Origin of the sequence: Pseudomonas sp. IT-P2 (genome assembly GCF_949767575.1) — a bacterium.
Classification (GTDB): Bacteria; Pseudomonadota; Gammaproteobacteria; order Pseudomonadales; family Pseudomonadaceae; genus Aquipseudomonas; species Aquipseudomonas pharyngis.
Genome location: NZ_CATKQA010000002.1, coordinates 83,069 through 103,139, shown reverse-complemented (window position 1 = coordinate 103,139; position 20,071 = coordinate 83,069). Strand labels below are relative to the sequence as shown.

Below are 20,071 nucleotides of genomic sequence, written 5' to 3'. Positions count from 1 at the left end.
TTCGAACAACCCGCAATCTGCGGTCTATGCTCCAGTGACATTTCCCGCTGGGGCCTCCCGGTATGCCTGCAACGCCAGCCCTGCTGATCCGTCCCGGCCACCTGCTGCTGCTCGGTGCGCTGAGCCTTGGCGGCTGCCTGCGGCTGGGCCCGGATTTCCAGCCGCCGGCCGAGGCCTGGAGCAAGCAGTGGCAAAGTCCGGCGCTCGAGCAGGCCAGCGAACGCGGCACCGTGCCGGATCTGCGCCAGTGGTGGCAGGTGTTTGCCGATCCGATCCTCGACCGTTTGATCAGCGACGCCGAAGCCCGCAACAGCAGCCTGAAGATCGCCGGCCTGCGAGTCCTCGAAGCCCGCGCGCAACTGGGCATCGCCGACAGCGGTCGCTACCCGCAGCTGCAACAGGCCAGCGCCGACAGCCTGTACATCGACCGCCATCAGTCCGGCGGCAACAACCCGCAGGACTTGCACTTCTGGCAGCACAGCGCCGCATTCGATGTCGGCTGGGAGCTGGATTTCTGGGGTCGCTTCAGCCGCGCCATCGAATCCGCCGACGCCAGCTACTTCGCCGCCCAGGCCAACTACGAAGACGCCCTCGTGCTGCTGCGCGCTCAAGTGGCCGACACCTACTTTGCCCTGCGCACCACCGAAGCCCGGCTGCGGGTCGCACGGGAAAATGCCGCCCAGCAAAAGCGTAACTTCGAGATCACCGAAAAACTCTTTCGCAGCGGCCAGACCGCCGAACTCGACCTGCAACAGGCCAGGACCCAATACCTCGGCACCCTGAGCAGCATTCCGGCGTTCGAAGACCAATTGCTGCGTACCCGCAATGCGCTGGCGGTGCTGGTCGGCCAGCCGCCCGGTGGCGCGGCGTTTCTGGCGGAGCAACCGGGGCTGATTCCGTTGGTGGATCGCGCCGTGTTGCAGGATGTCCCGGCCAACCTGCTGTTGCGCCGTCCCGATGTGCGCGCGGCAGAGCTGAACGTTGCTGCGCAATCGGCGCTGGTCGGCGTGGCTGAAACCGATCTGTATCCCTCGCTGACCCTGCTCGGCAGCATCGTCTGGTCCAGCGACACCCTCGGCGCCACCCCGCGCAGCCTCGACCTGATCGGCGGCCCGAGCCTGCGCTGGAACCTGTTCGATTACGGTCGCATCCACAACAACATCCGCGTACAGGATGCGCGCTTGCAGCAACTGATCGAGGCCTATCGCGACAAGGTCCGCCAGGCTGCCCGCGAAGCCGACGACGCCGCCAGCGGCCTGACCAAAGCGCTGGAACGCGAGCGCATTCTCGGCGAGGCCGAAGGTGCAGCGCGGCGTTCGCTGGTGCTGGCCAACACCCAATACCGCGAAGGCTATTCAGACTTTCAGCGGGTGCTCGATGCCCAGCGTGCGTTGCTGGAGCTGCAGGACAACTATCTGGTCAGCCGCAGCAACGCCGTGAGCAATCTGATCGCGCTGTACCGCGCCGTTGGCGGTGGCTGGCAAAGCGCCGGGCCGCAGATTGATTCAGCAACCCGCCAGCAGATGCAACAACGCACCGACTGGGGCGATCTGCTGAGCGCCCCGCCGCCGCAACCGACCTATCCGATTCCCTCGCAGGTAGACCGCCATGAGTGATGAAGCGCCGCCGGATCCGGCGAAAAAAGGCATCCGCTGGGTGCTGCTGGTGATTGTGCTGAGCCTAGTCTGGTATCTGCTGGCCGACCGTTTTACGCCCTACACCCAACAGGCGCGGGTCGGCGCATTCGTGATCCCGGTGGCAGCGGAAGTCGCGGGCCGGGTGATCAAGGTCAACGTGCGCAACAATCAGGACGTGCAGGCCGGCGACATCCTTTTCGAGCTCGATCCACAGCCGCTGCAAATTGCTGTCGACCGGGCCCGCGCCGATCTGGAAAACACCCGGCGCACGGTCGGCGCCAGCACCGCGGGCATCGCTTCGGCACAGGCGTCGTTGCGGGCCGCGCAAGCCAATGAACTCAAAACGCGCCAGGACAATCGACGGCTGGAAGGCTTGTACAAAGAAGATCCGGGCACGGTGTCCGTAAGGCTTCTGGAAGTGTCCCGGGCCAATCACGAGGCCGCCGTCAGCCAGGTCGCCGCCGCCCGGGCCGAAGTGCTGCGCGCGCAGGAGCAGGAAGGCGGCAACACCGACACCAACGCCAAACTGCTCAGCGCCGCCGCCACGCTGGCCAAGGCCGAACTGGATCTGGCCAACACTCGCATCGGCGCACGTTCGGCGGGTCTGATTACCGACCTGCGCACCGACGTCGGCCAGTTCGCCGCTGCCGGCAGTCCGGTGATGACGCTGATCACGATCCAGGACGTGTGGGTCAGCGCCGACCTCACCGAGAACAACCTCGGCCGGATCAAGCCCGGCACGCCGGTGTCGATCATCCTCGACGCCCTGCCCGGCGAAGTGCTCGACGGCCGGGTGCGCAGCGTCGGTTACGGGGTCAGCGTCGGCCAGACGCCGCCGCCCGGCACCCTGCCGACGATCCAGAACAGCCGCGACTGGCTGCGTCCGGCCCAGCGTTTTCCGGTGATCATCGAGTTCAGCGAAGAGGCGAAAAGGCGCCTGTTCGAGAGTCGTTCGATTCGCGCCGGTGGGCAGGCGGAAGTCATGGCGTTTCCCAGCGAAGGCAATCTGCTCAATCCGTTGGGCCGGATGTTTGTCTGGCTGATGAGCTGGCTGAGCTATGCCTACTGAGCGGCCTATTGAGCGCAGCGTCCCGGCGCAACGGGCCTTGCGCCTGGCCTGCGGCACCGCGTTGTGCACCGCCGCCAGTTACGGCCTCGCCTTGCCGTTGTCGTTTCTGTCGCCGGTGCTCGCGGTGTTGCTGCTGGCCAGCATGCCTCGACCGTTGCCAGTCAAAATGGCGCTGGTACTGACGTTGGTCGCCGCATTCACCACCAGCATCGGCCTGCTGCTGGTGCCGTTGCTGCGTTATTACCCGGTGTGCGGCGTGCTGCTGATCGGTGTCGGACTGTTTCTGGTGTTCACCTACGGCTTGCGCGGCGGCAACGTGCTGATCATGACGTTTCTGGTGATCGGCATGACCATGATCTCCGCCGCCGGCTTCGCCTCATTCGAGCTAGCGATGGCGGTGATCGGCGCGCTGGTCAAAGGCCTGTTGCTGGCCGTCGTCATGGTCGGTCTGAGCCACGTCCTGTTCCCGGAACCGGCCAACAGCCCCACGCCACCACCCGCTCCCGCCCTGCCCGCCGAAGACGTGCCCCGCGTAGCGATGCGCGCAACATTGATCGTGCTGCCGACCTTCCTGCTGGTGCTGATCGACCCGGCCAGCTACCTGCCGATCATCCTCAAAGCCGTCAGCCTCGGCCAGCAGAGCACCACCACCCGCACCCACCACGCCGGGCGCGAATTGCTCGGCTCGACCTTATTGGGCGGGCTGCTGGCGGTGTTGTTCTGGTGTGCGTTGAGCCTGTTCGTGCACCTGTGGATGTTCTTCCTGTGGATGCTGCTGTTCGGGCTGTTTCTGGCGCGCAAACTCTATCGACTGCACCCGACGCAGCTCGCGCCAGGGTTCTGGCTCAATACGCTGATCACCATGATCATCCTGCTCGGCCAATCGGTGGAGGACAGCGCGGCGGGCAAGGACGTCTACACCGCCTTCGCGGTGCGCATGGGGTTGTTCATTCTGGTGACGCTCTACAGCGGCGTGATGATGCACCTGCTCGTCGCGCACCGGGAAAACCGTCAGGGCGTGACCTGATAACCCCGCCCTTGCAGGCAACCGGTGTAGGCGCTTGAACTGGCTGAAGCATCGGTCCGCCGCTGCTCGCGTCGATCCTGCCGCTGCCGCGCACCGCCGACTACCGCACCGGCGGCAGCCGTCTCTTTGGCTCGGTTCTGGCGGTAATCCTGCTTGCGATCATCGTCCACGGCTTCATAGAACTCGTCGTGCTGACGACCGCGCACTTCAGCGGCAGTAGCGCCGGCAGCGGCTCCCACTGCGGCGCCCTTCAACCGACCGCCGGCCTGGGGTGTCGACGTGGTTGAGGCGGACGCGATGGAGAGGCAGTCGTTGATGTCGATCTGGGTTTGTTGAGAGGTCTGGCCCTTGAGCGGGACGACAGATTCAGCGCTGGCCTGTGTGGCGCACAGGCACGCTGCGATAAAGAGTGACAAGCGGAACATGATGACCTCCGACGCGGCGGGGTTGCCTGTGGGGCGGGGTAATCTGGGAGTGTAGTTCACGGGGGTTCACAACTCCGGGCGAACGCATCAATGGTTCATACCCCGCTTGTTGGGTACCATCCCGGCACGCCAATTTCTTTGTGTCCCCCATCCCGATGAATCTACTCAGCCGAATCATGGCTTTCGTGAAACCCGCAAGACCAAAGCTTTTTGCCGGTTACAGCGAGCAAGCGCTCAAGACCCGATTCGCCTCACCGTTACCAAGCGCCAGCCTGCCGAAACTATCGACGGTGGTATCTGTAGCAGCGTCCGGGATCAATGCTTATTACAGCTCCCTTCTGATGGTCGCCGATGACTTTTGCAAGTTTCAGCGACTGGTGGAATCACATTTCCAAAAGATCGACGAGCGCAGATTCAAAGACCTGACCGTTTTTGAACACGAAGATGTCACGAAGCAGGAGCTGTTGATTTACTTCCCCTCCACCACCGAGTTCAACGCGCTGACCATTCGTATCTTGACCAACAGCGTCGAGTTTCTGAGTAGCCTTGGAAATCACACCTTTTGCGTGCCTCCGCCCTGGATTGCCTTCGACGATTACCCCGCCTCGTGGTGGGGCGGCAATATGCAGGGCACGCAGGGTTTCTATAACGACAACTACTTTCTTCCGTATTTCATCCGACTCGGTGACGCTGAGAAACAAGCGTACTTTGCAAGATTCCAAGCCCCTACCGAGTGGATTGAACAGTTAGCGCTGATGTATGCCGACGGATGTTGACCCCTGAAGGTGGCTATCGAAGTCCCGGTCAGACGCCCTCCCGCACCCGCCGAACCTGTACCAGCAACGCCGGTGCAAAGTGCAACACCACCATTCGCGCCAGATGGTGAGTCAGGATAAACACCACATTCAGCCCGCCCGCGAACGCCACAATCGCGATGGTTTCGATTGCCCCCGGCATGTAGGCCAGCCACAGCGACAACGCATCGCTGCCCAGCAACCGTGCCGCCGCCAATGCAAAAACCGCCGCGACCAGAATCATCAAACCCACCGACACCAATGCCGTGCGACCATGACGTCCCAGTTCCGCGAGGCCAAGTCCCTGGAATCGCGAACCGATCCGCACACCCAGAATCAGCGCCGCCAGATTCAGGCTCCAATCCGGCATGTGAAAGCCCTGCAGCCATCCTGATTTCACGAATACGGCGGTGATGATGATTGCCGTCAACATGAACGGCGCCGGCACGCCAACGGCCAGCAGCAAACGCCCGACCACCACGCTCAAACCGATCACCGACAGCACGGTCAACGCCATGCCCGTCGACAGCGGCTCGACCTCGGCCACGTCAACCGGTGCCGTTCCGGGAATCAGCAAACTCACCAGCACCGTGATCAGCAGCAGCCGCATCAAGTGCACGATGATCACCTTGCTCGACGCCTGATGCGATTCCAGCAAATCGAACACCGCCGCCAGCGCGCCCGGATACACCGCCAGCAAGGCATCCGTGCGATTCCACCCAGCCCCGCGCGCTAGCCACCATGCGGCCAGCGCCACTTGCACTGCCAGGCACAGCAGCAACACGCCGAGGCTCGGCAACATCGTGGAGACGGTCGCGCTGTCCCACGCTTCGAACATCAACCCGGTGGCGATGCCCAGCGTGATCTGGATGTAGCCCAGGCCATAGGGCGTCGCTGGCGCGAATTTGAATTTGGTGACGACCAATGCCGTCGCGAGAATCGAGCCCAGCAGCAAACCGTGGGGCACGCCTTCGAACTGCAACAGCGCGCCGAACCCGGCAGCAATCAACAAACACAGAATGGATTTCATGGTCGCCTTCCTGGCTATTCAATTTGAGTTACGCGCGCAGCCGTCCAATCGCCCGCCGATATTTTTCGATCCGCTCCAGATCCTCCCAACTTGGCGAGGCAATCCGCGACAGGTCGCTGTTCTCTTCCAGATCCGCCAGTTTCACCACCCGCCCGATCGGGTTCTGCGCCGCGCGCTCAACGAAATCCTCGTAGGATTCGCCGGGCACTTTGGTCACCGATTCGATGGCGGACAAAACGACTTCGCTGAAGCCTTCCTTGCGCAAATCCTCCAGGCTGATGCCGCAGTCCTCGACCACATCGTGCAGCACCGCGACGATGCGTTCTTCCAGGCTGCTCATGCGCAACATGACCTTCAGCGGATGCAAAATGTACGGTGCACCGCCCTTGTCCACCTGCCCCGCGTGGGCCGTGGCGGCAATGGCGATGGCGCGTTCCAGTGTCTGAGTCATGGGCTTTTCCTCGGGTCAGACGCCGTACCGGCCGCCAATATAGAAGTGACGCTTGAACCAGCGCCCAATCGCCTGCAAACGTCCGGCTGGCTGCGCCGGCTCGGCATGGCGCTGAAGGATCAGCGAGACCAGATCAGCCTGACTCTCCCCCGAACGCGCGTCCAGCAACTCGGCCACCCAGACGCATCCGGCCTTCTTCAAATGCTCACGCCATTCACCGGGCCAGCCATCCAGCTCATCCAGCGCCAACCACCGCGCACCACCCTGCTCGACATGCCCGCCGCCGATCGATTGCTCGAAGCAGAGCGGCGTCGCCGGGCGAGACAGGTCGATGCTGAAGATGTAGATGTCCTGGGTTTGGTGCTGCGGCGTGGGGGCGTTGTTGCGGCTGCCGATGTGAATCATGCGCGGTTCCGTCCGTGGGAGAGGCGTTACAACTTGTTTCGCAGTCTACGACGTGGTGCTGATGGGGGGAACCTTTGGCGATGAGCCGGGTTGTGACAAGTGAAAGCTTTGACTGGGCAGTCCGGGGATTCCCTTTCAGTCGCCCACAAAAAAGGGACACCGTTGGGGTGTCCCTGTTTGCTTGTGGATTCAGGCTGATGGATCAGCGTTTCATGGCTTCGCATTGATTGCGCAGATCATGATCGCCGATTGACGAACAACTACTGCCCTTCTTCGCTTCACAAAAGGCACGTTGGTCATGATCCCCGATGCTTGAACACGAACTGCCTTTCTCCGCTTCGCACGCCGAACGCATGTCGTGATCGCCGATGGAGGAACAACTGCTGCCCTTTTTGGCTTCGCAATAAGCGCGTTGGTCATGGTCGCCAATGCTTGAGCACGAACTGCCTTTCTCCGCTTCGCAGGCCGAACGCAAATCGTGGTCGCCGATGGAAGAACAACTGCTGCCTTCCTCCCTGGCCTGGCAATAACTGCGTTTGTCGTGATCACTGATGCTGGAGCAACTGGCGGAAACGTAACCGCTGAACAGCAACAACATCGCAAGAATCAGTTTCATCTCACACTTCCTTGGGCTTGCCGGGAAACAGCCTGGCACTGGGTGACGCAATCAAAACCAGATCAGCGCTTCATAGCCTCACACCGCGTACGCAAATCATGGTTGTCGATATTCCCGCAACTGCTTCCACCCGTGGTGGCATTGCAGTAGGCACGCTGGTCGTGGTCATCGATGTTGCCGCAGGAACTGCCACCCTGCTCCGCGTTGCACCGCGCACGCAGGTCATGATCATCGATGTTGCCGCAACTGCTGCCGCTCTTTTTGGCATTGCAATAGGCGCGCTGGTCATGGTCGTCAATGTTGCCGCAGGAACTGCCGCCCTGCTCCGCGTTACACGCCGCCCGCAGATCGTGATTGTCGATGTTGCCGCAACTGCTGCCGCTCTCCCTTGCATTGCAATAGGCGCGCTGATCGTGGTCATCAATGTTGCCGCAACTGGCAAAGCTGTAGCCGCTGAACATCAACAACATTGCGAGTAATAGTCTCATCACACACTTCCATGGTTGACCAGGAACCAGCCTGGCACTGCTTGAGCCGATGAATGAGCGTCGCGACACGCCATCAAATTGACATCGGTTTTGGGGAAAGTTCCGGGGGTGGAATGTGTGATGAGTTTTTTGATCTGAAAACGCCGTAGGAAATTGCTCCGCGTGGTGAGGGAGTTTGTTCTTGCGGGGCTGCGAAGCGGTTCCAAACCCGGCAAGTGTTTTTCCCCTGACACGCCGCAGCCCCTGATTTACGCCGGTTGCGTCGCCGAGCGGGAGCGAACGCTCTGGCCAGACGTGGTGATTTAGCGTCCTACAGGCTGATTGCGACGGTGGGAATCGGTGCCTAGAGTGGATCTGTCGCTGAACGAATTTGGCGATAGGGTTTCGCAGCCCTAGCGAGCTAAGTCCACACCCGGCACAATGCGGCCCGGCTATTTGCCTGTGCTTCATTTTCATGGCGGTTGTGCGTGGGAGACCTTCGGGTCTGCCGGGTCTTAGCTCCTCGGTCTGCGAACCCGCGCATAACTGCCACCCAAATCGTTTCGCAGCGAATGGTGGAAACTTTCTGAGCTAAGGATTTTTACCCATGACAAGTAAGTCGCAGCTGTGCAACTACGCTCCAATGTCCCACCCCGCCACTGACCATCCCGTCCTGTTCATCGATTCCGACGCCGCACTGCGCGATCTCCACGCCTGCGTCAGCGAACGCCTCAACGCAGTCCTCAAATACCTTGACCTCATGGCCTGCATCCGACTCCAAGACCATGCCGAACACGACATCCACACCGTCACCACCCTCGCAAGAATCATGGTGCAAGACTGAAGGATGTTTTTGGGGTTATTGAGCGACGGCGGGATTGATATTTAACTCACAACATTTCAAGAAAGTTCTCTATTGAAACAGTCCTCCTGAAATACGAGCGCATGTCACAACGTCAATTAACATCTTAAAAATCATTCTGTAATTATAAAAAACTCTAAAAAACTGTCAGATCCAACAGGTGCCACCTCTGCCAACTTCCTCGACTCTGTCTTGGCGAATAACAAGCTTATTTCGCAAACAATGCAGGGTAATTTTAATTAAGGAAAAAATTATGAAAATCAATAAAAAATCCATCATCATCCCATCACTTTTCTTCGCAGTGAGTGGTATCGGCTACGCAGGTACAGCATTGGCTAGCCTTGCAAGCACCGAGTTGTCTGTGAAAGAGCAAAAAGTGATTTATGCAGAGCAATGCGCAGAAAAGGACAAAATCGACGGAAAATGTACTCAAAAATAACGATAGACGAAAAAGAGAAACCGCACTTTTGCGGTTTCTCTCGAGTACTTAATACATGCACTACGGACTGATAAAATCCGAACTCAAAAATTCGCCGGCGTATTCGCACTAATAATCTCGGCCTCATCCGCCCCGATATTCCGGAACTTGTGCGGCAGCGTCGTCGGAAAGTAATACCCATCCCCCGCACTCAACACGCTCACCTGCCCATCCACCGTCAACTCCACGGTGCCACGGGTCACCAACCCACACTCCTCGCCTTCCGCGTGAACAATCGGCTCTTCCCCGGAACTCGCGCCCGGTGCGTATTGCTCGCGCAGCAAGCGCATCTGGCGGCTTGGGACCGAGGCGCCGATCAGCAGCAGGCGCAGGCCGTGGCGGCCGAGGTCGGGTTGTTCGTTGGCGCGGAAGACGTATTGGTGTTCGCGGGGGGGCTGGTCGAAGGTGAAGAAGTCGGCCAGGGACATCGGGATGCCTTCGAGCAGCTTTTTCAGTGAGCTGACGGAAGGACTGACACGATTCTGTTCGATCAGGGAGATGGTGGCATTGGTCACGCCGCTACGCCGGGCCAGCTCGCGCTGGGAGAGTTTGTAGCTTTCGCGTACTAGTTTGAGTCGAGAACCCGTATCCATGACAGCCTTATGTGAGAACGACTTAAGGGCGATGGGGGTGGGTGGCGGGTGCCGCGCAGGTCGCGCGGATCACGTTGCTCCCGTGTCCCGGAACCGTGAAAGGCGGCTATTAAATCACGTTTGTCGGTGTTGCTCAGCAGGTTCGATAGACGGCACATGAAAAAGCCGGCGACGCCCTTTTTGGGGCAGCCGCCGGGGAGGTAACTCAGATGCCGAAACGGTCGCGCAGCGAGTAGTACACGGCGCCGAGGGCGGTCAGTGGCGCGGAGAAGGTGCGCCCGCCGAGCATCGGCATGTGTGGCAGGGAGGCGAAGGCGTCGAAGCGTTCGGCGTCGCCGCGGATCATTTCCGAGATCAGTTTGCCGGCCAGGTGCGAGCAGGTGACGCCGTGGCCGCTGTAGCCCTGCATGTAGTAGGCGTTTTTTTCGATGCGGCCGAATTGCGGCATGCGTGACATGGTCAGCAGGAAGTTGCCGGTCCAGCGGTAGTCGATTTTCACGTCCTTGAGCTGCGGGAAGGTCTTGAGGATCTTCGGGCGGATCAGGGTTTCGATGTCGTCCGGTTCACGGGCACCGTAAACCACGCCGCCGCCGTAGAGCAGACGGTTGTCGGCGGTGAGGCGGTAGTAGTCGAGCAGGTAGTTGCAGTCCTCGACGCAATAGTTGTTGGTGATCAGGCTGCGGGCCTGTTTTTCGGTCAACGGTTCGGTGACGCAGATCTGCGAGCCGCACGGCATGCTCTTGGCCGTCACGCGGTTGTCGAGGCCTTGCGGCAGGTAGGCGTTGCCGGCGATCAGCAGGTACTTGGCGCGGACTTGGCCTTTGGCGGTGCGCACGACGTTGGGTTCGCCGTACTTGATTTCCACCGCAGCGGACTGCTCGTAGATCTTGCCGCCCAGACGCACGATGGCCGCGGCTTCACCGAGGGCCAGGTTCAGCGGGTGAATGTGGCCGCCCTGCATGTCCAGCAGACCGCCGACGTAGGCGTCGGAACCGACTTCGCGACGGATGTCCGCAGCGTCGAGCATCTTCAGGTTTTTATTGCCGTAACGTTCCCAGCTGCGTTTTTGTTCGGCCAGGCCGTTCAATTGTTTCTTGTTCATCGCTGCGAAGATGCCGCCCGGGCGGTAGTCGCACTTGATGTCGTATTCCTTGATGCGCGAACGAATGATGTCGGCGCCTTCGAAGATCATGCTGCCGAGGATTTCGGCGGTCTTGTCGCCGTAACGCTCTTCGATCACGTCGACGTCGCGGCTGTAGGAGTTGACCAGTTGGCCGCCGTTGCGACCGCTGGCGCCATAGCCGACTTTCGCCGCTTCCAGCACCGTCACCTTGTAGCCGGCTTCGCTCAGGAACAGCGCCGAGGAAAGGCCGGTGTAGCCGGCGCCGATGATGCAGACATCGCACTCCACCGACTCTTCAAGCGTCGGGAAGTCGATGACTTCGTTGCGGGTGGCGGCGTAATAACTGTTGACGTGTTGTTGTTTCATTATTGTTCTCCGAGGGACGCCGGAAAAACCGGCGTCCACCGTTGTAAATAGAATTAGAGCTTGATCCAGGTCGCTTTCAGCTCGGTGTACTTGTCGAACGCGTGCAGCGATTTGTCGCGACCGTTGCCCGACTGCTTGAAGCCACCGAACGGCGCGGTCATGTCACCGCCGTCGTACTGGTTGACCCACACGCTGCCGGCGCGCAGGCCACGGGCGAAGGTGTGAGCCTTGCTCAGGTTGCTGGTCCAGACCCCGGCAGCGAGGCCAAAGATGCTGTCGTTGGCGATGTGCAGTGCTTCTTCAACGGTGTCGAAGGTGATCAGCGACAGCACCGGGCCGAAGATTTCTTCCTTGGCGATGGTCATGGCGTTGGTCACGCCGTCGAAAATCGTCGGCTCGATGTAAGTGCCGCCGGTTTCCTCGAGGGTGCGTCGGCCGCCGGCGATCAGTTCGGCGCCCTGCTCGCGGCCGATGCTGATGTAGCGCAGCACGTTGTCCAGTTGACGCTGATCGACCACGGCGCCGACGGTGGTCGCCGGATCCAGGGCGTGCCCCGGTTTCCACGCTTGCAGCGCTTCCACCAGCAGCGGGATGAATTGCTCGCGGATCGAACGCTCCACCAGCAGGCGCGAGCCGGCGGTGCAGACTTCGCCCTGGTTGAACGCAATGGCGCCGGCCGCCGCTTGTGCTGCCGCGCGCAAGTCCGGTGCGTCGGCAAACACCACGTTCGGGCTCTTGCCCCCTGCTTCGAGCCAGACGCGTTTCATGTTGCTTTGGCCGGCATAAATCATCAGTTGCTTGGCAATCGCGGTGGAGCCGGTGAAGGCCAGCACATCGACGTCCATGTGCAGCGCCAGCGCCTTGCCGACGGTGTGACCGAAGCCTGGCAGGACGTTGAACACGCCTTTCGGAATGCCGGCATCCAGCGCCAGTTGCGCGATGCGGATCGCGGTCAGCGGGGATTTTTCCGAAGGCTTGAGGATGAACGAGTTACCTGCCGCCAGCGCCGGGGCGAATTTCCAGCTGGCCATGATCAGCGGGAAGTTCCACGGCACGATCGCAGCAACTACGCCGGACGGCTCGCGAGTGACCAGACCGAGTTGATCGTGCGGGGTGGCGGCGACTTCGTCGTAGATCTTGTCGATCGCTTCGGCGCTCCAGCGGATCGCGTTGGCGGTCGCCGGGATGTCGATGCTCATCGAGTCGCTGATCGGCTTGCCCATGTCGAGGGTTTCGAGCAGCGCCAGTTCTTCCTGGTGTTGCAGGATCAGGTCGGCGAAGCGAATCAGGATGCGCTTGCGCTCGGCCGGGGCCTTGCTGGCCCACACGCCGGAGTTGAAGGATTGGCGCGCGGCTTCGACGGCGAGGTTGGCATCGGCTTCATCGGTGCTGGCGACGGAGGCCAGGAAACGGCCGTCGACGGGGCTCAGGCATTCGAAGGTTTCGCCGCTGATGGCCGGGCGGTATTCGCCGTTGATGAAGGCGCGGGATTCGAGGGTCAGGGACTGGAAGCGTTGTTCCCAGTCGTTGCGGGTCGTTGTCATGGTGGTGGCTCGACGCGGGGGAATTTGGGGGTGTCTGGTGTGTGTGTGTGTGTGTTCGGCTTGAGATGGCTGCCCTCACCCTAGCCCTCTCCCGGGGGGAGAGGGGACCGACCGAAGTGTCTCGGGAGATGCACCGACGTGAACGACCGAGTCGAATATGGATTCGGTAAAAATCGTTCAGGTCGGCGGATTTCCCGAGCATCCCCCGGGTCAGTCCCCTCTCCTTCCGGGAGAGGGTTAGGGTGAGGGGCTTTTAAAGGCCTCACACCGTATGCAGATACCAGTTGTACTCAAGGTCAGAGATCGAGTTCTCGAACTCGGCCAGCTCGCTTTCCTTGCACGCGACGAACACGTCGATGTACATCGGGTCGATGTAGCGGGCCATGACTTCGCTGTCGTCCAGCTCACGCAGGGCGTCGCGCAGGTTGTTCGGCAGGCTCTGTTCGTTCTGCTCGTAGCTGTTGCCTTCGACCGGAGCGCCCGGCTCGATTTCGTTGGTCAGGCCGTGGTGGATACCGGCCAAAACGGAAGCCATCAGCAGGTACGGGTTGGCGTCGGCACCGGCGACACGGTGCTCGATGCGCACGGCATCCGGCGAACCGGTCGGCACGCGGACGGCCACGGTGCGGTTGTCGATGCCCCAGCTCGGCGAGTTCGGCACGTAGAACTGTGCGCCGAAGCGGCGGTACGAGTTGACGTTCGGGCACAGGAAAGCCATTTGCGCAGGCAGGGTCTCCAGCACACCGCCGATCGCGTGGCGTAGCGCGGCGTTCTGCTCGGGATCCTCGCTGGCGAAGATGTTGTTGCCTTCTTTATCCAGAATCGAAATGTGTACGTGCAGACCGTTGCCCGCCTGGCCCGGATACGGCTTGGCCATGAAGGTGGTGTCCATCTCGTGGTCGTAGGCGATGTTCTTCACCAGACGCTTGAGCAGGACGGCGTAGTCGCAGGCCTTGATCGGGTCGGACACGTGGTGCAGGTTGACTTCGAACTGCGCCGGGGCGCTTTCCTTGACGATGGCGTCGGCAGGAATGCCCTGCTCTTTCGCGCCTTCCAGAATGTCCTGAAGGCAGTCGACGTATTCGTCGAGGTCGTCGATCAGGTAGACCTGGGTCGACACCGGACGCTTGCCCGAAACCGGCGAACGCGGCGATTGCGGACGGCCGTTCACGTTGTCCTGGTCGATCAGGTAGAACTCGAGTTCGAACGCGGCGCAGATGGTCAGGCCCAGTGCGTCGAACTTGCGCACCACGTTGGCCAGCACTTCACGCGGGTCGGCGAAGAACGGCTCGCCTTCCAGTTCGTGCATGGTCATCAGCAGTTGCGCGGTCGGACGCTTCTGCCAGGGCTCGATGCTCAGGGTGCCGGGGATCGGGTAGCAGATGCGGTCGGCGTCGCCGATGTCCAGGCCCAGGCCGGTGCTTTCCACCGTGGAGCCATTGATGTCGAGGGCAAAGAGCGAGGCCGGCAGGTTGATGCCTTTCTCGTAAACCTTGTGAAGACTGGTGCGCTCGATGCGCTTGCCGCGCACCACACCGTTCATGTCTGCAATCAGAAGGTCGACGTACAAAACCTCAGGATGTTTCTTAAGGAATGCGTTTGCTTCGTTGAGTTGAACGGCACGCAGAGGGACCGACATGATGCACCTATTTAGCTGTTAATTATTATGTTCACTGCTGTTTCGCCGAGCCAGTCAACCCGAACGGCAAAGTGAAGTCAATAGCGAACACAGAGCCGCCCAGCGTTTATTTTTCGGGCTTTTTTTAACACTCTCGTGCCAATGCAGGCGCCAGAGCCCCGGTCTTGATGAAGACTTGATGAACGGCGTTTAGAATTTTTTACATGGGAGTTGTTAATTAAAATCAACGAGGCTAAGCTCCGGAAAAGCTCGTTCAAGTGTCAAACTTCGAGGTGAATAAAAATGGCATTCAAGCCATTGATCGGCGTTACTGCGTGCGTCAAACAGATTGGCCTGCACCCCTATCACATCAGCGGCGACAAGTACGTTCGCGCTGTCAGCGTTGCGGCGCTGGGGTTGCCCGTCGTCATTCCTTCCCTTGGCAAACTGACTGAAATCGAAGACCTGCTGGGTCAGCTCGACGGTCTGTTGCTGACCGGCTCGCCGTCCAATGTGGAACCCTTCCACTATCAGGGCCCGGACAGCGCTCCCGGCACGGACCACGATCCGGCGCGGGATGCCACTACCCTTCCTCTATTGCGTGCAGCCATCGCGGCGGGCGTTCCGGTACTCGGCATCTGCCGGGGTTTCCAGGAAATGAACGTGGCGTTCGGCGGCAGCCTGCACCAGAAGGTGCATGAGCTGCCGGGCATGCTCGATCACCGCGAAGCCGACAGCCCGGACGTCGCCGTGCAATACGCCCCGGCCCACGCCGTGAAGGTATTGCCGGGTGGTGTGTTCGAAGCGCTGGAGCTGCCGGGTGAATTCCAGGTCAACTCGATTCACAGTCAGGGCATCGACCGCCTCGCTCCCGGCCTGCGCGCCGAAGCCGTGGCGCCGGATGGCCTGATCGAGGCGGTCTCGGTGGAGCACAGCCCGACCTTCGCCCTCGGCGTGCAATGGCACCCGGAATGGCAGGTGCTGGACAACCCGAACTACCTGCGGATTTTCCAGGCATTCGGCGAGGCTTGCCGCCAGCGTGCGGCGCGACGCAACCAGCGCTGACGCCACCCAACGATTGCAAAACCATTTACTGCCCCCCGCGGGGTCGGCGGTTGCGCGCTTGCGCATCCGTCATCCGCGATCAGCAACACACCGCGAAAACAAAAAGCACCACCCGGCAGCCAGGACGGCGGCGCCGAACAACCCGCACGGTGCGGGTCTGCAATCCACTCTTAAGCCAGGCCGCGTTGGCCCGGCGACTGAAACCTGTTGGGAGTTTCACATGGCAAACGCCTCCAGCACTTACAGGAAGGCTCTTGAAGGTCATCAGCAACCGAAAAAGGTTCTGGTGAAGGTCGATCGAGTCACCAAGAAGTTCGACGAAACCACGGCGGTGGACGATGTGTCCCTGGAGATCCATCAGGGCGAAATCTTCGCCCTGCTCGGCGGCTCCGGCTCGGGCAAATCGACCCTGCTGCGCATGCTCGCCGGTTTCGAACGGCCGACTGAAGGACGCATTCTGCTCGACGGTGTCGACATCACCGACATGCCGCCGTACGAGCGGCCGATCAACATGATGTTCCAGTCCTACGCCCTGTTCCCGCACATGACTGTTGCGCAGAACATCGCCTTCGGCCTCAAGCAGGACCGTTTGCCGGCCAGCGAAATCGACGCCCGCGTCGAAGAAATGCTGCGCCTCGTCCACATGACCCAATATGCCAAACGCCGCCCGCATCAGCTGTCCGGCGGCCAGCGTCAGCGCGTGGCCCTCGCCCGCTCCCTGGCCAAGCGACCGAAGCTGTTGCTGCTCGACGAACCGATGGGCGCGCTGGATAAAAAGCTGCGTTCGCAAATGCAGCTGGAACTGGTGGAAATCATCGAGCGCGTCGGCGTGACCTGCGTGATGGTGACCCACGACCAGGAAGAGGCCATGACCATGGCCGAGCGCATCGCCATCATGCACCTGGGCTGGATCGCCCAGATCGGCAGCCCGGTCGACATCTATGAAGCGCCGGTCAGCCGCATGGTCTGCGAATTCATCGGCAACGTGAACGCCTTCGACGGCACCGTGGTCGAGGACCTTGAAGGCCACGCGATCATTCACAGCCCGGACTTGCAGCAAAAGATCTACGTCGGTCATGGCGTCAGCACGTCGGTGCAGGACAAGTCGATCACCTACGCTATCCGCCCGGAAAAAATGCTGGTCAGCACGATCAAGCCCGAGACCCGCTACAACTGGTCCGAAGGCAAGGTGCATGACATCGCCTACCTCGGCGGCCACTCGGTGTTCTACGTCGAGTTGCCGAGCGGCAAGATCGTCCAGTCGTTCATGGCCAACGCCGAACGCCGTGGCGCGCGGCCGACCTGGGACGACAAGGTCTACGTTTGGTGGGAAGACGACAGCGGCGTGGTACTGCGCTCATGAGAACCTTCAATCAGCAATTCCTGCGTCTGGTGCCCAGCGGGCGAAAGTTCGTCATCGGCATCCCGTTCATCTGGCTGTTCCTGTTCTTCATGCTGCCGTTCTTCCTGGTGATGAAGATCAGCTTCTCGGAAGCCGCGCTGTCGATCCCGCCGTACTCGGAGATCTACACCTACGCCGAACAGAAATTCCAGCTGCTGCTGAACATCGGCAACTACACCCTGCTCGGCGAAGACGAGCTGTACCTGTCGGCCTACCTCGGGTCGTTGAAGGTGGCGCTGCTCAGTACGCTGATGTGCCTGGTGATCGGTTTCCCGATGGCCTACGCGATCACCAAGACCGGCAAGGAAACGCAAAACGTCCTGCTGCTGTTGATCATGATGCCGACCTGGACCGCGATCCTGATCCGCGTGTATGCGTGGATGGGCATCCTCAGCAACAACGGTCTGCTCAACGCGTTCCTGATGTGGACCGGGCTCACCGATCACCCGATCGAGATCCTCAACACCAACACCGCCGTCTACATTGGGGTCGTGTATGCGTATCTGCCATTCATGGTGCTGCCGCTCTACGCCAACCTGGTGAAGCACGACGGAAGCCTGCTGGAAGCCGCGCAGGATCTGGGTTCGAGCAACTTCAACAACTTCTGGAAAATCACCGTGCCGCTGGCCAAGAACGGCATCATCGCCGGCTGCATGCTGGTGTTCATTCCGGTGGTGGGCGAGTTCGTGATTCCGGAACTGCTGGGCGGCCCGGAGACCCTGATGATCGGTCGCGTGCTGTGGCAAGAGTTCTTCAATAACCGCGACTGGCCGGTGGCGTCCGCGCTGGCGGTGGTGATGCTGTTGATCCTGATTGTGCCGATTCTGCTGTTCAACCGCAGCCAGGCCAAAGAGATGGAGGCACGGGGATGAAACGCTTCGGTTTTGCAAAGTTCATGTTGATCTTCGGCCTGACGTTCATTTATCTGCCGATGCTGATTCTGGTGATCTACTCGTTCAACGCCTCGAAACTGGTGACGGTCTGGGGCGGCTGGTCGGTGAAGTGGTACGTCGGTTTGCTCGACAACACCCAACTGATGGGCTCGGTAGTGCGCTCGCTGGAAATCGCCTGCTACACCGCGATTGCCGCCGTGGCGCTGGGCACCCTCGCCGCTTTCGTGCTGACCCGCGTAACGCGCTTCAAGGGTCGTACGCTGTTCGGTGGTCTGGTCACCGCGCCGCTGGTGATGCCTGAGGTGATCACCGGTCTGTCGCTGTTGCTGCTGTTCGTGGCGATGGCGCAACTGATCGGCTGGCCGCGGGAGCGTGGCATCGTCACCATCTGGATCGCCCACACCACGTTTTGTGCCGCTTATGTGGCGGTGGTAGTCTCCGCCCGCTTGCGCGAGCTGGACCTGTCGATCGAAGAAGCGGCGATGGATCTGGGCGCGAAACCGTTCAAGGTGTTTTTCCTGATCACCATCCCGATGATCGCGCCGTCGCTGGCGGCGGGCGGCATGATGTCGTTCGCCCTGTCGCTGGATGACCTGGTGCTGGCGAGCTTCGTGTCGGGCCCGGGTTCGACGACCCTGCCGATGGAAGTCTTCTCGGCCGTGCGTCTGGGCGTTAAGCCCGAGATCAACGCCGTGGCCAGCCTGATTCTGCTGGCGGTGTCGCTTGTGACCTTCCTGGTCTGGTACTTCGGCCGCAAGGCAGAAGCCAACCGCAAGCGGGCGATTCAGGAAGCGATGGATCAGACCGCCAACGAATCGTGGCAGCAACCGCAACCTCAACGAGTGGCAGCGACGGCCTAGGGCCGTCGCGTTTTACGGCTTTGCGCTTTGGCTTAAAAGCTTTTGAATAAAAAGAATGGAGTTTCACCGATGAAAATGTTTGGCAGGACTCTGCTGACACTGTCCTTATTGGGCGCAATCGCCACGGGCGCCCAGGCCAACGACAAGGTGCTGCGCGTTTACAACTGGTCGGATTACATCGCCCCGGACACCGTCAAGAAGTTCGAGGACGAGACCGGCATCCGCGTGACCTACGATGTGTTCGACAGCAACGAAACCCTTGAGGCGCGTTTGCTCGCGGGTAAATCCGGCTACGACATCGTGGTGCCGTCCAACAGTTTCCTGGCCAAGCAGATCAAGGCCGGGGTCTACCAGACTCTGGACAAATCGAAGCTGCCAAACTGGAAAAACCTCAACCCGGTGCTGCTGAAAAACGCCTCCGCCAGTGATCCGGACAACGCCCACGCGTTCCCGTACATGTGGGGCTCGATCGGCATCGGCTTCAACCCGGACAAGGTCAAGGAAGTGCTCGGCAAGAATGCGCCGACCAATTCCTGGGACCTGCTGTTCAAACCGGAGAATGCCGAGAAGCTGAAGGCCTGCGGCATCAGTTTCCTCGACTCGCCGACCGAAATGCTCCCGGCCGCCCTGCACTACCTGGGTTATCCGGTGAACGACAAGGACGTGAAGCACATCGCCGAAGCCGAAGCGCTGTTCATGAAAATCCGGCCGTCGGTGGCGTATTTCCATTCGTCGAAGTACATCTCCGATCTGGCCAACGGCAACATCTGCGTAGCCGTCGGCTACTCGGGTGACGTGTTGCAGGCCAAGGCCCGCGCGGTGGAATCGGGCAACAAGGTCGAGATCGACTACAGCATTCCCAAGGAAGGCGCCGGCAGTTTCTATGACATGGTCGCCATCCCGCGCGATGCCGCCAACGTCGAGAACGCCTACCTGTTCATGAACTTCCTGATGCGCCCGGACATCATCGCCGAAGTCACCAACAGCATCGGCTACAGCAACGCCAACGAAGCCGCGACGCCGCTGGTGGACGAAGCGATCCGCAACGACCCGGGCTCGTACCCGCCGCAAGCGGTGATGGCCACGTTGTATGCGGTGCCGGATCAGCCGATTGCCACCCAGCGGATCATGACCCGGGGCTGGACCCGCGTGAAACTCGGCAAGTAATGGCACCACCGATGATCGTTCCCACGCTCTGCGTGGGAATGCCTCAAGGGACGCTCCGCGTTCCAGCTCCGGAAGGGACGCGGAGCGTCCCGGGCTGCATTCCCACGCGGAGCGTGGGAACGATCAGACAGTCAGCGATCAGTCTAGAAAGTTTCCGTTCACGCAGCGCCTTACCACCG

20 protein-coding genes and 1 pseudogene are annotated in these 20,071 nt (G+C 60.7%); 11 read left to right on the top strand and 10 right to left on the bottom strand.

The window, feature by feature from the left end:
• Positions 1 to 62: 62 nt before the first annotated feature.
• Genes ACM6JM_RS01580 through ACM6JM_RS01570 form a run of 3 tightly spaced genes read left to right on the top strand, consistent with a single transcriptional unit; the run spans position 63 to position 3,733 of the window.
• Complete coding sequence (locus ACM6JM_RS01580) at positions 63 to 1,616, top strand: efflux transporter outer membrane subunit (protein ID WP_414881203.1); 1,554 nt, start codon at positions 63 to 65, stop codon at positions 1,614 to 1,616.
• Positions 1,609 to 2,706 (top strand): HlyD family secretion protein, encoded by a 1,098-nt coding sequence (locus tag ACM6JM_RS01575; protein WP_074687831.1) that lies wholly within the window; start codon positions 1,609 to 1,611, stop codon positions 2,704 to 2,706. Before ACM6JM_RS01580 ends, ACM6JM_RS01575 begins: the two co-directional genes overlap by 8 nt.
• Complete coding sequence (locus tag ACM6JM_RS01570; protein ID WP_414881202.1) at positions 2,696 to 3,733, top strand: DUF2955 domain-containing protein; 1,038 nt, start codon at positions 2,696 to 2,698, stop codon at positions 3,731 to 3,733. The genes ACM6JM_RS01575 and ACM6JM_RS01570 overlap by 11 nt, the downstream gene beginning before the upstream one ends.
• Here the strand turns inward: ACM6JM_RS01570 and ACM6JM_RS01565 are convergent.
• Positions 3,718 to 4,158, bottom strand: coding sequence for a hypothetical protein (locus tag ACM6JM_RS01565; protein WP_414881201.1), 441 nt, complete (start codon positions 4,156 to 4,158; stop codon positions 3,718 to 3,720). The two genes, ACM6JM_RS01570 and ACM6JM_RS01565, sit on opposite strands and share 16 nt — an antisense overlap.
• A gap of 176 nt (positions 4,159 to 4,334) precedes the next feature.
• Here ACM6JM_RS01565 and ACM6JM_RS01560 point away from each other — a divergent pair, with 176 nt between their 5' ends.
• Positions 4,335 to 4,934 carry a hypothetical protein gene (locus ACM6JM_RS01560; protein ID WP_414881200.1) on the top strand — a complete coding sequence of 200 codons (600 nt, stop codon included), beginning with the start codon at positions 4,335 to 4,337 and terminating at the stop codon, positions 4,932 to 4,934.
• Between the two features lie 28 nt (positions 4,935 to 4,962).
• Here the strand turns inward: ACM6JM_RS01560 and ACM6JM_RS01555 are convergent, their stop codons facing one another.
• From ACM6JM_RS01555 to ACM6JM_RS01535, 5 genes are all read right to left on the bottom strand, one after another.
• Positions 4,963 to 5,982, bottom strand: coding sequence for an AbrB family transcriptional regulator (locus ACM6JM_RS01555; protein WP_414881199.1), 1,020 nt, complete (start codon positions 5,980 to 5,982; stop codon positions 4,963 to 4,965).
• A gap of 28 nt (positions 5,983 to 6,010) precedes the next feature.
• A complete protein-coding gene (locus tag ACM6JM_RS01550) occupies positions 6,011 to 6,433 on the bottom strand; it encodes an HD domain-containing protein (RefSeq protein WP_414881198.1) in 423 nt (140 codons plus the stop codon).
• Positions 6,434 to 6,448: 15 nt separating this feature from the next.
• Positions 6,449 to 6,838: a hypothetical protein gene (locus tag ACM6JM_RS01545; RefSeq protein ID WP_414881197.1), complete on the bottom strand. Its 390-nt coding sequence runs from the start codon at positions 6,836 to 6,838 to the stop codon at positions 6,449 to 6,451.
• Between the two features lie 202 nt (positions 6,839 to 7,040).
• Positions 7,041 to 7,454 (bottom strand): hypothetical protein, encoded by a 414-nt coding sequence (locus tag ACM6JM_RS01540; RefSeq protein WP_085655704.1) that lies wholly within the window; start codon positions 7,452 to 7,454, stop codon positions 7,041 to 7,043.
• 62 nt (positions 7,455 to 7,516) lie between these two features.
• The gene (locus ACM6JM_RS01535; RefSeq protein ID WP_039770908.1) at positions 7,517 to 7,942 is read right to left on the bottom strand and encodes a hypothetical protein; all 426 of its coding nucleotides are present in this window, start codon (positions 7,940 to 7,942) and stop codon (positions 7,517 to 7,519) included.
• A gap of 586 nt (positions 7,943 to 8,528) precedes the next feature.
• Here ACM6JM_RS01535 and ACM6JM_RS01530 point away from each other — a divergent pair.
• Positions 8,529 to 8,803 (top strand): annotated as a pseudogene (locus tag ACM6JM_RS01530) (fructose-bisphosphate aldolase).
• A 233-nt stretch (positions 8,804 to 9,036) separates the two neighbouring features.
• A complete protein-coding gene (locus ACM6JM_RS01525; protein ID WP_039770912.1) occupies positions 9,037 to 9,222 on the top strand; it encodes a hypothetical protein in 186 nt (61 codons plus the stop codon).
• 83 nt (positions 9,223 to 9,305) lie between these two features.
• Here the strand turns inward: ACM6JM_RS01525 and ACM6JM_RS01520 are convergent, their stop codons facing one another.
• The 4 genes from ACM6JM_RS01520 to ACM6JM_RS01505 all read right to left on the bottom strand — a co-directional run bounded on the left by ACM6JM_RS01520 (position 9,306) and on the right by ACM6JM_RS01505 (position 14,526).
• Positions 9,306 to 9,854 (bottom strand): cupin domain-containing protein, encoded by a 549-nt coding sequence (locus ACM6JM_RS01520; protein WP_011333561.1) that lies wholly within the window; start codon positions 9,852 to 9,854, stop codon positions 9,306 to 9,308.
• Positions 9,855 to 10,059: 205 nt separating this feature from the next.
• Positions 10,060 to 11,343, bottom strand: a complete 1,284-nt coding sequence (locus tag ACM6JM_RS01515) for an NAD(P)/FAD-dependent oxidoreductase (RefSeq protein WP_039770913.1) — start codon at positions 11,341 to 11,343, stop codon at positions 10,060 to 10,062.
• 53 nt (positions 11,344 to 11,396) lie between these two features.
• The gene (locus ACM6JM_RS01510) at positions 11,397 to 12,887 is read right to left on the bottom strand and encodes an aldehyde dehydrogenase (protein WP_414881196.1); all 1,491 of its coding nucleotides are present in this window, start codon (positions 12,885 to 12,887) and stop codon (positions 11,397 to 11,399) included.
• Between the two features lie 262 nt (positions 12,888 to 13,149).
• Complete coding sequence (locus tag ACM6JM_RS01505; RefSeq protein ID WP_011333558.1) at positions 13,150 to 14,526, bottom strand: glutamine synthetase family protein; 1,377 nt, start codon at positions 14,524 to 14,526, stop codon at positions 13,150 to 13,152.
• Positions 14,527 to 14,808: 282 nt separating this feature from the next.
• On the opposite strand from ACM6JM_RS01505, the gene ACM6JM_RS01500 reads away from it, so the two are divergent.
• The 5 genes from ACM6JM_RS01500 to ACM6JM_RS01480 all read left to right on the top strand — a co-directional run bounded on the left by ACM6JM_RS01500 (position 14,809) and on the right by ACM6JM_RS01480 (position 19,892).
• A complete protein-coding gene (locus ACM6JM_RS01500; RefSeq protein ID WP_085613021.1) occupies positions 14,809 to 15,570 on the top strand; it encodes a gamma-glutamyl-gamma-aminobutyrate hydrolase family protein in 762 nt (253 codons plus the stop codon).
• A gap of 220 nt (positions 15,571 to 15,790) precedes the next feature.
• A complete protein-coding gene (gene potA, locus ACM6JM_RS01495; RefSeq protein WP_007957110.1) occupies positions 15,791 to 16,933 on the top strand; it encodes a polyamine ABC transporter ATP-binding protein in 1,143 nt (380 codons plus the stop codon).
• Positions 16,930 to 17,844 (top strand): ABC transporter permease subunit, encoded by a 915-nt coding sequence (locus tag ACM6JM_RS01490; protein ID WP_064595393.1) that lies wholly within the window; start codon positions 16,930 to 16,932, stop codon positions 17,842 to 17,844. Before potA ends, ACM6JM_RS01490 begins: the two co-directional genes overlap by 4 nt.
• On the top strand, positions 17,841 to 18,725 hold the full coding sequence (locus ACM6JM_RS01485; RefSeq protein ID WP_414881195.1) for an ABC transporter permease subunit: 885 nt from the start codon (positions 17,841 to 17,843) through the stop codon (positions 18,723 to 18,725). Before ACM6JM_RS01490 ends, ACM6JM_RS01485 begins: the two co-directional genes overlap by 4 nt.
• A 69-nt stretch (positions 18,726 to 18,794) precedes the next feature.
• Positions 18,795 to 19,892, top strand: a complete 1,098-nt coding sequence (locus ACM6JM_RS01480; RefSeq protein ID WP_039770922.1) for a polyamine ABC transporter substrate-binding protein — start codon at positions 18,795 to 18,797, stop codon at positions 19,890 to 19,892.
• Positions 19,893 to 20,071 lie beyond the last annotated feature (179 nt).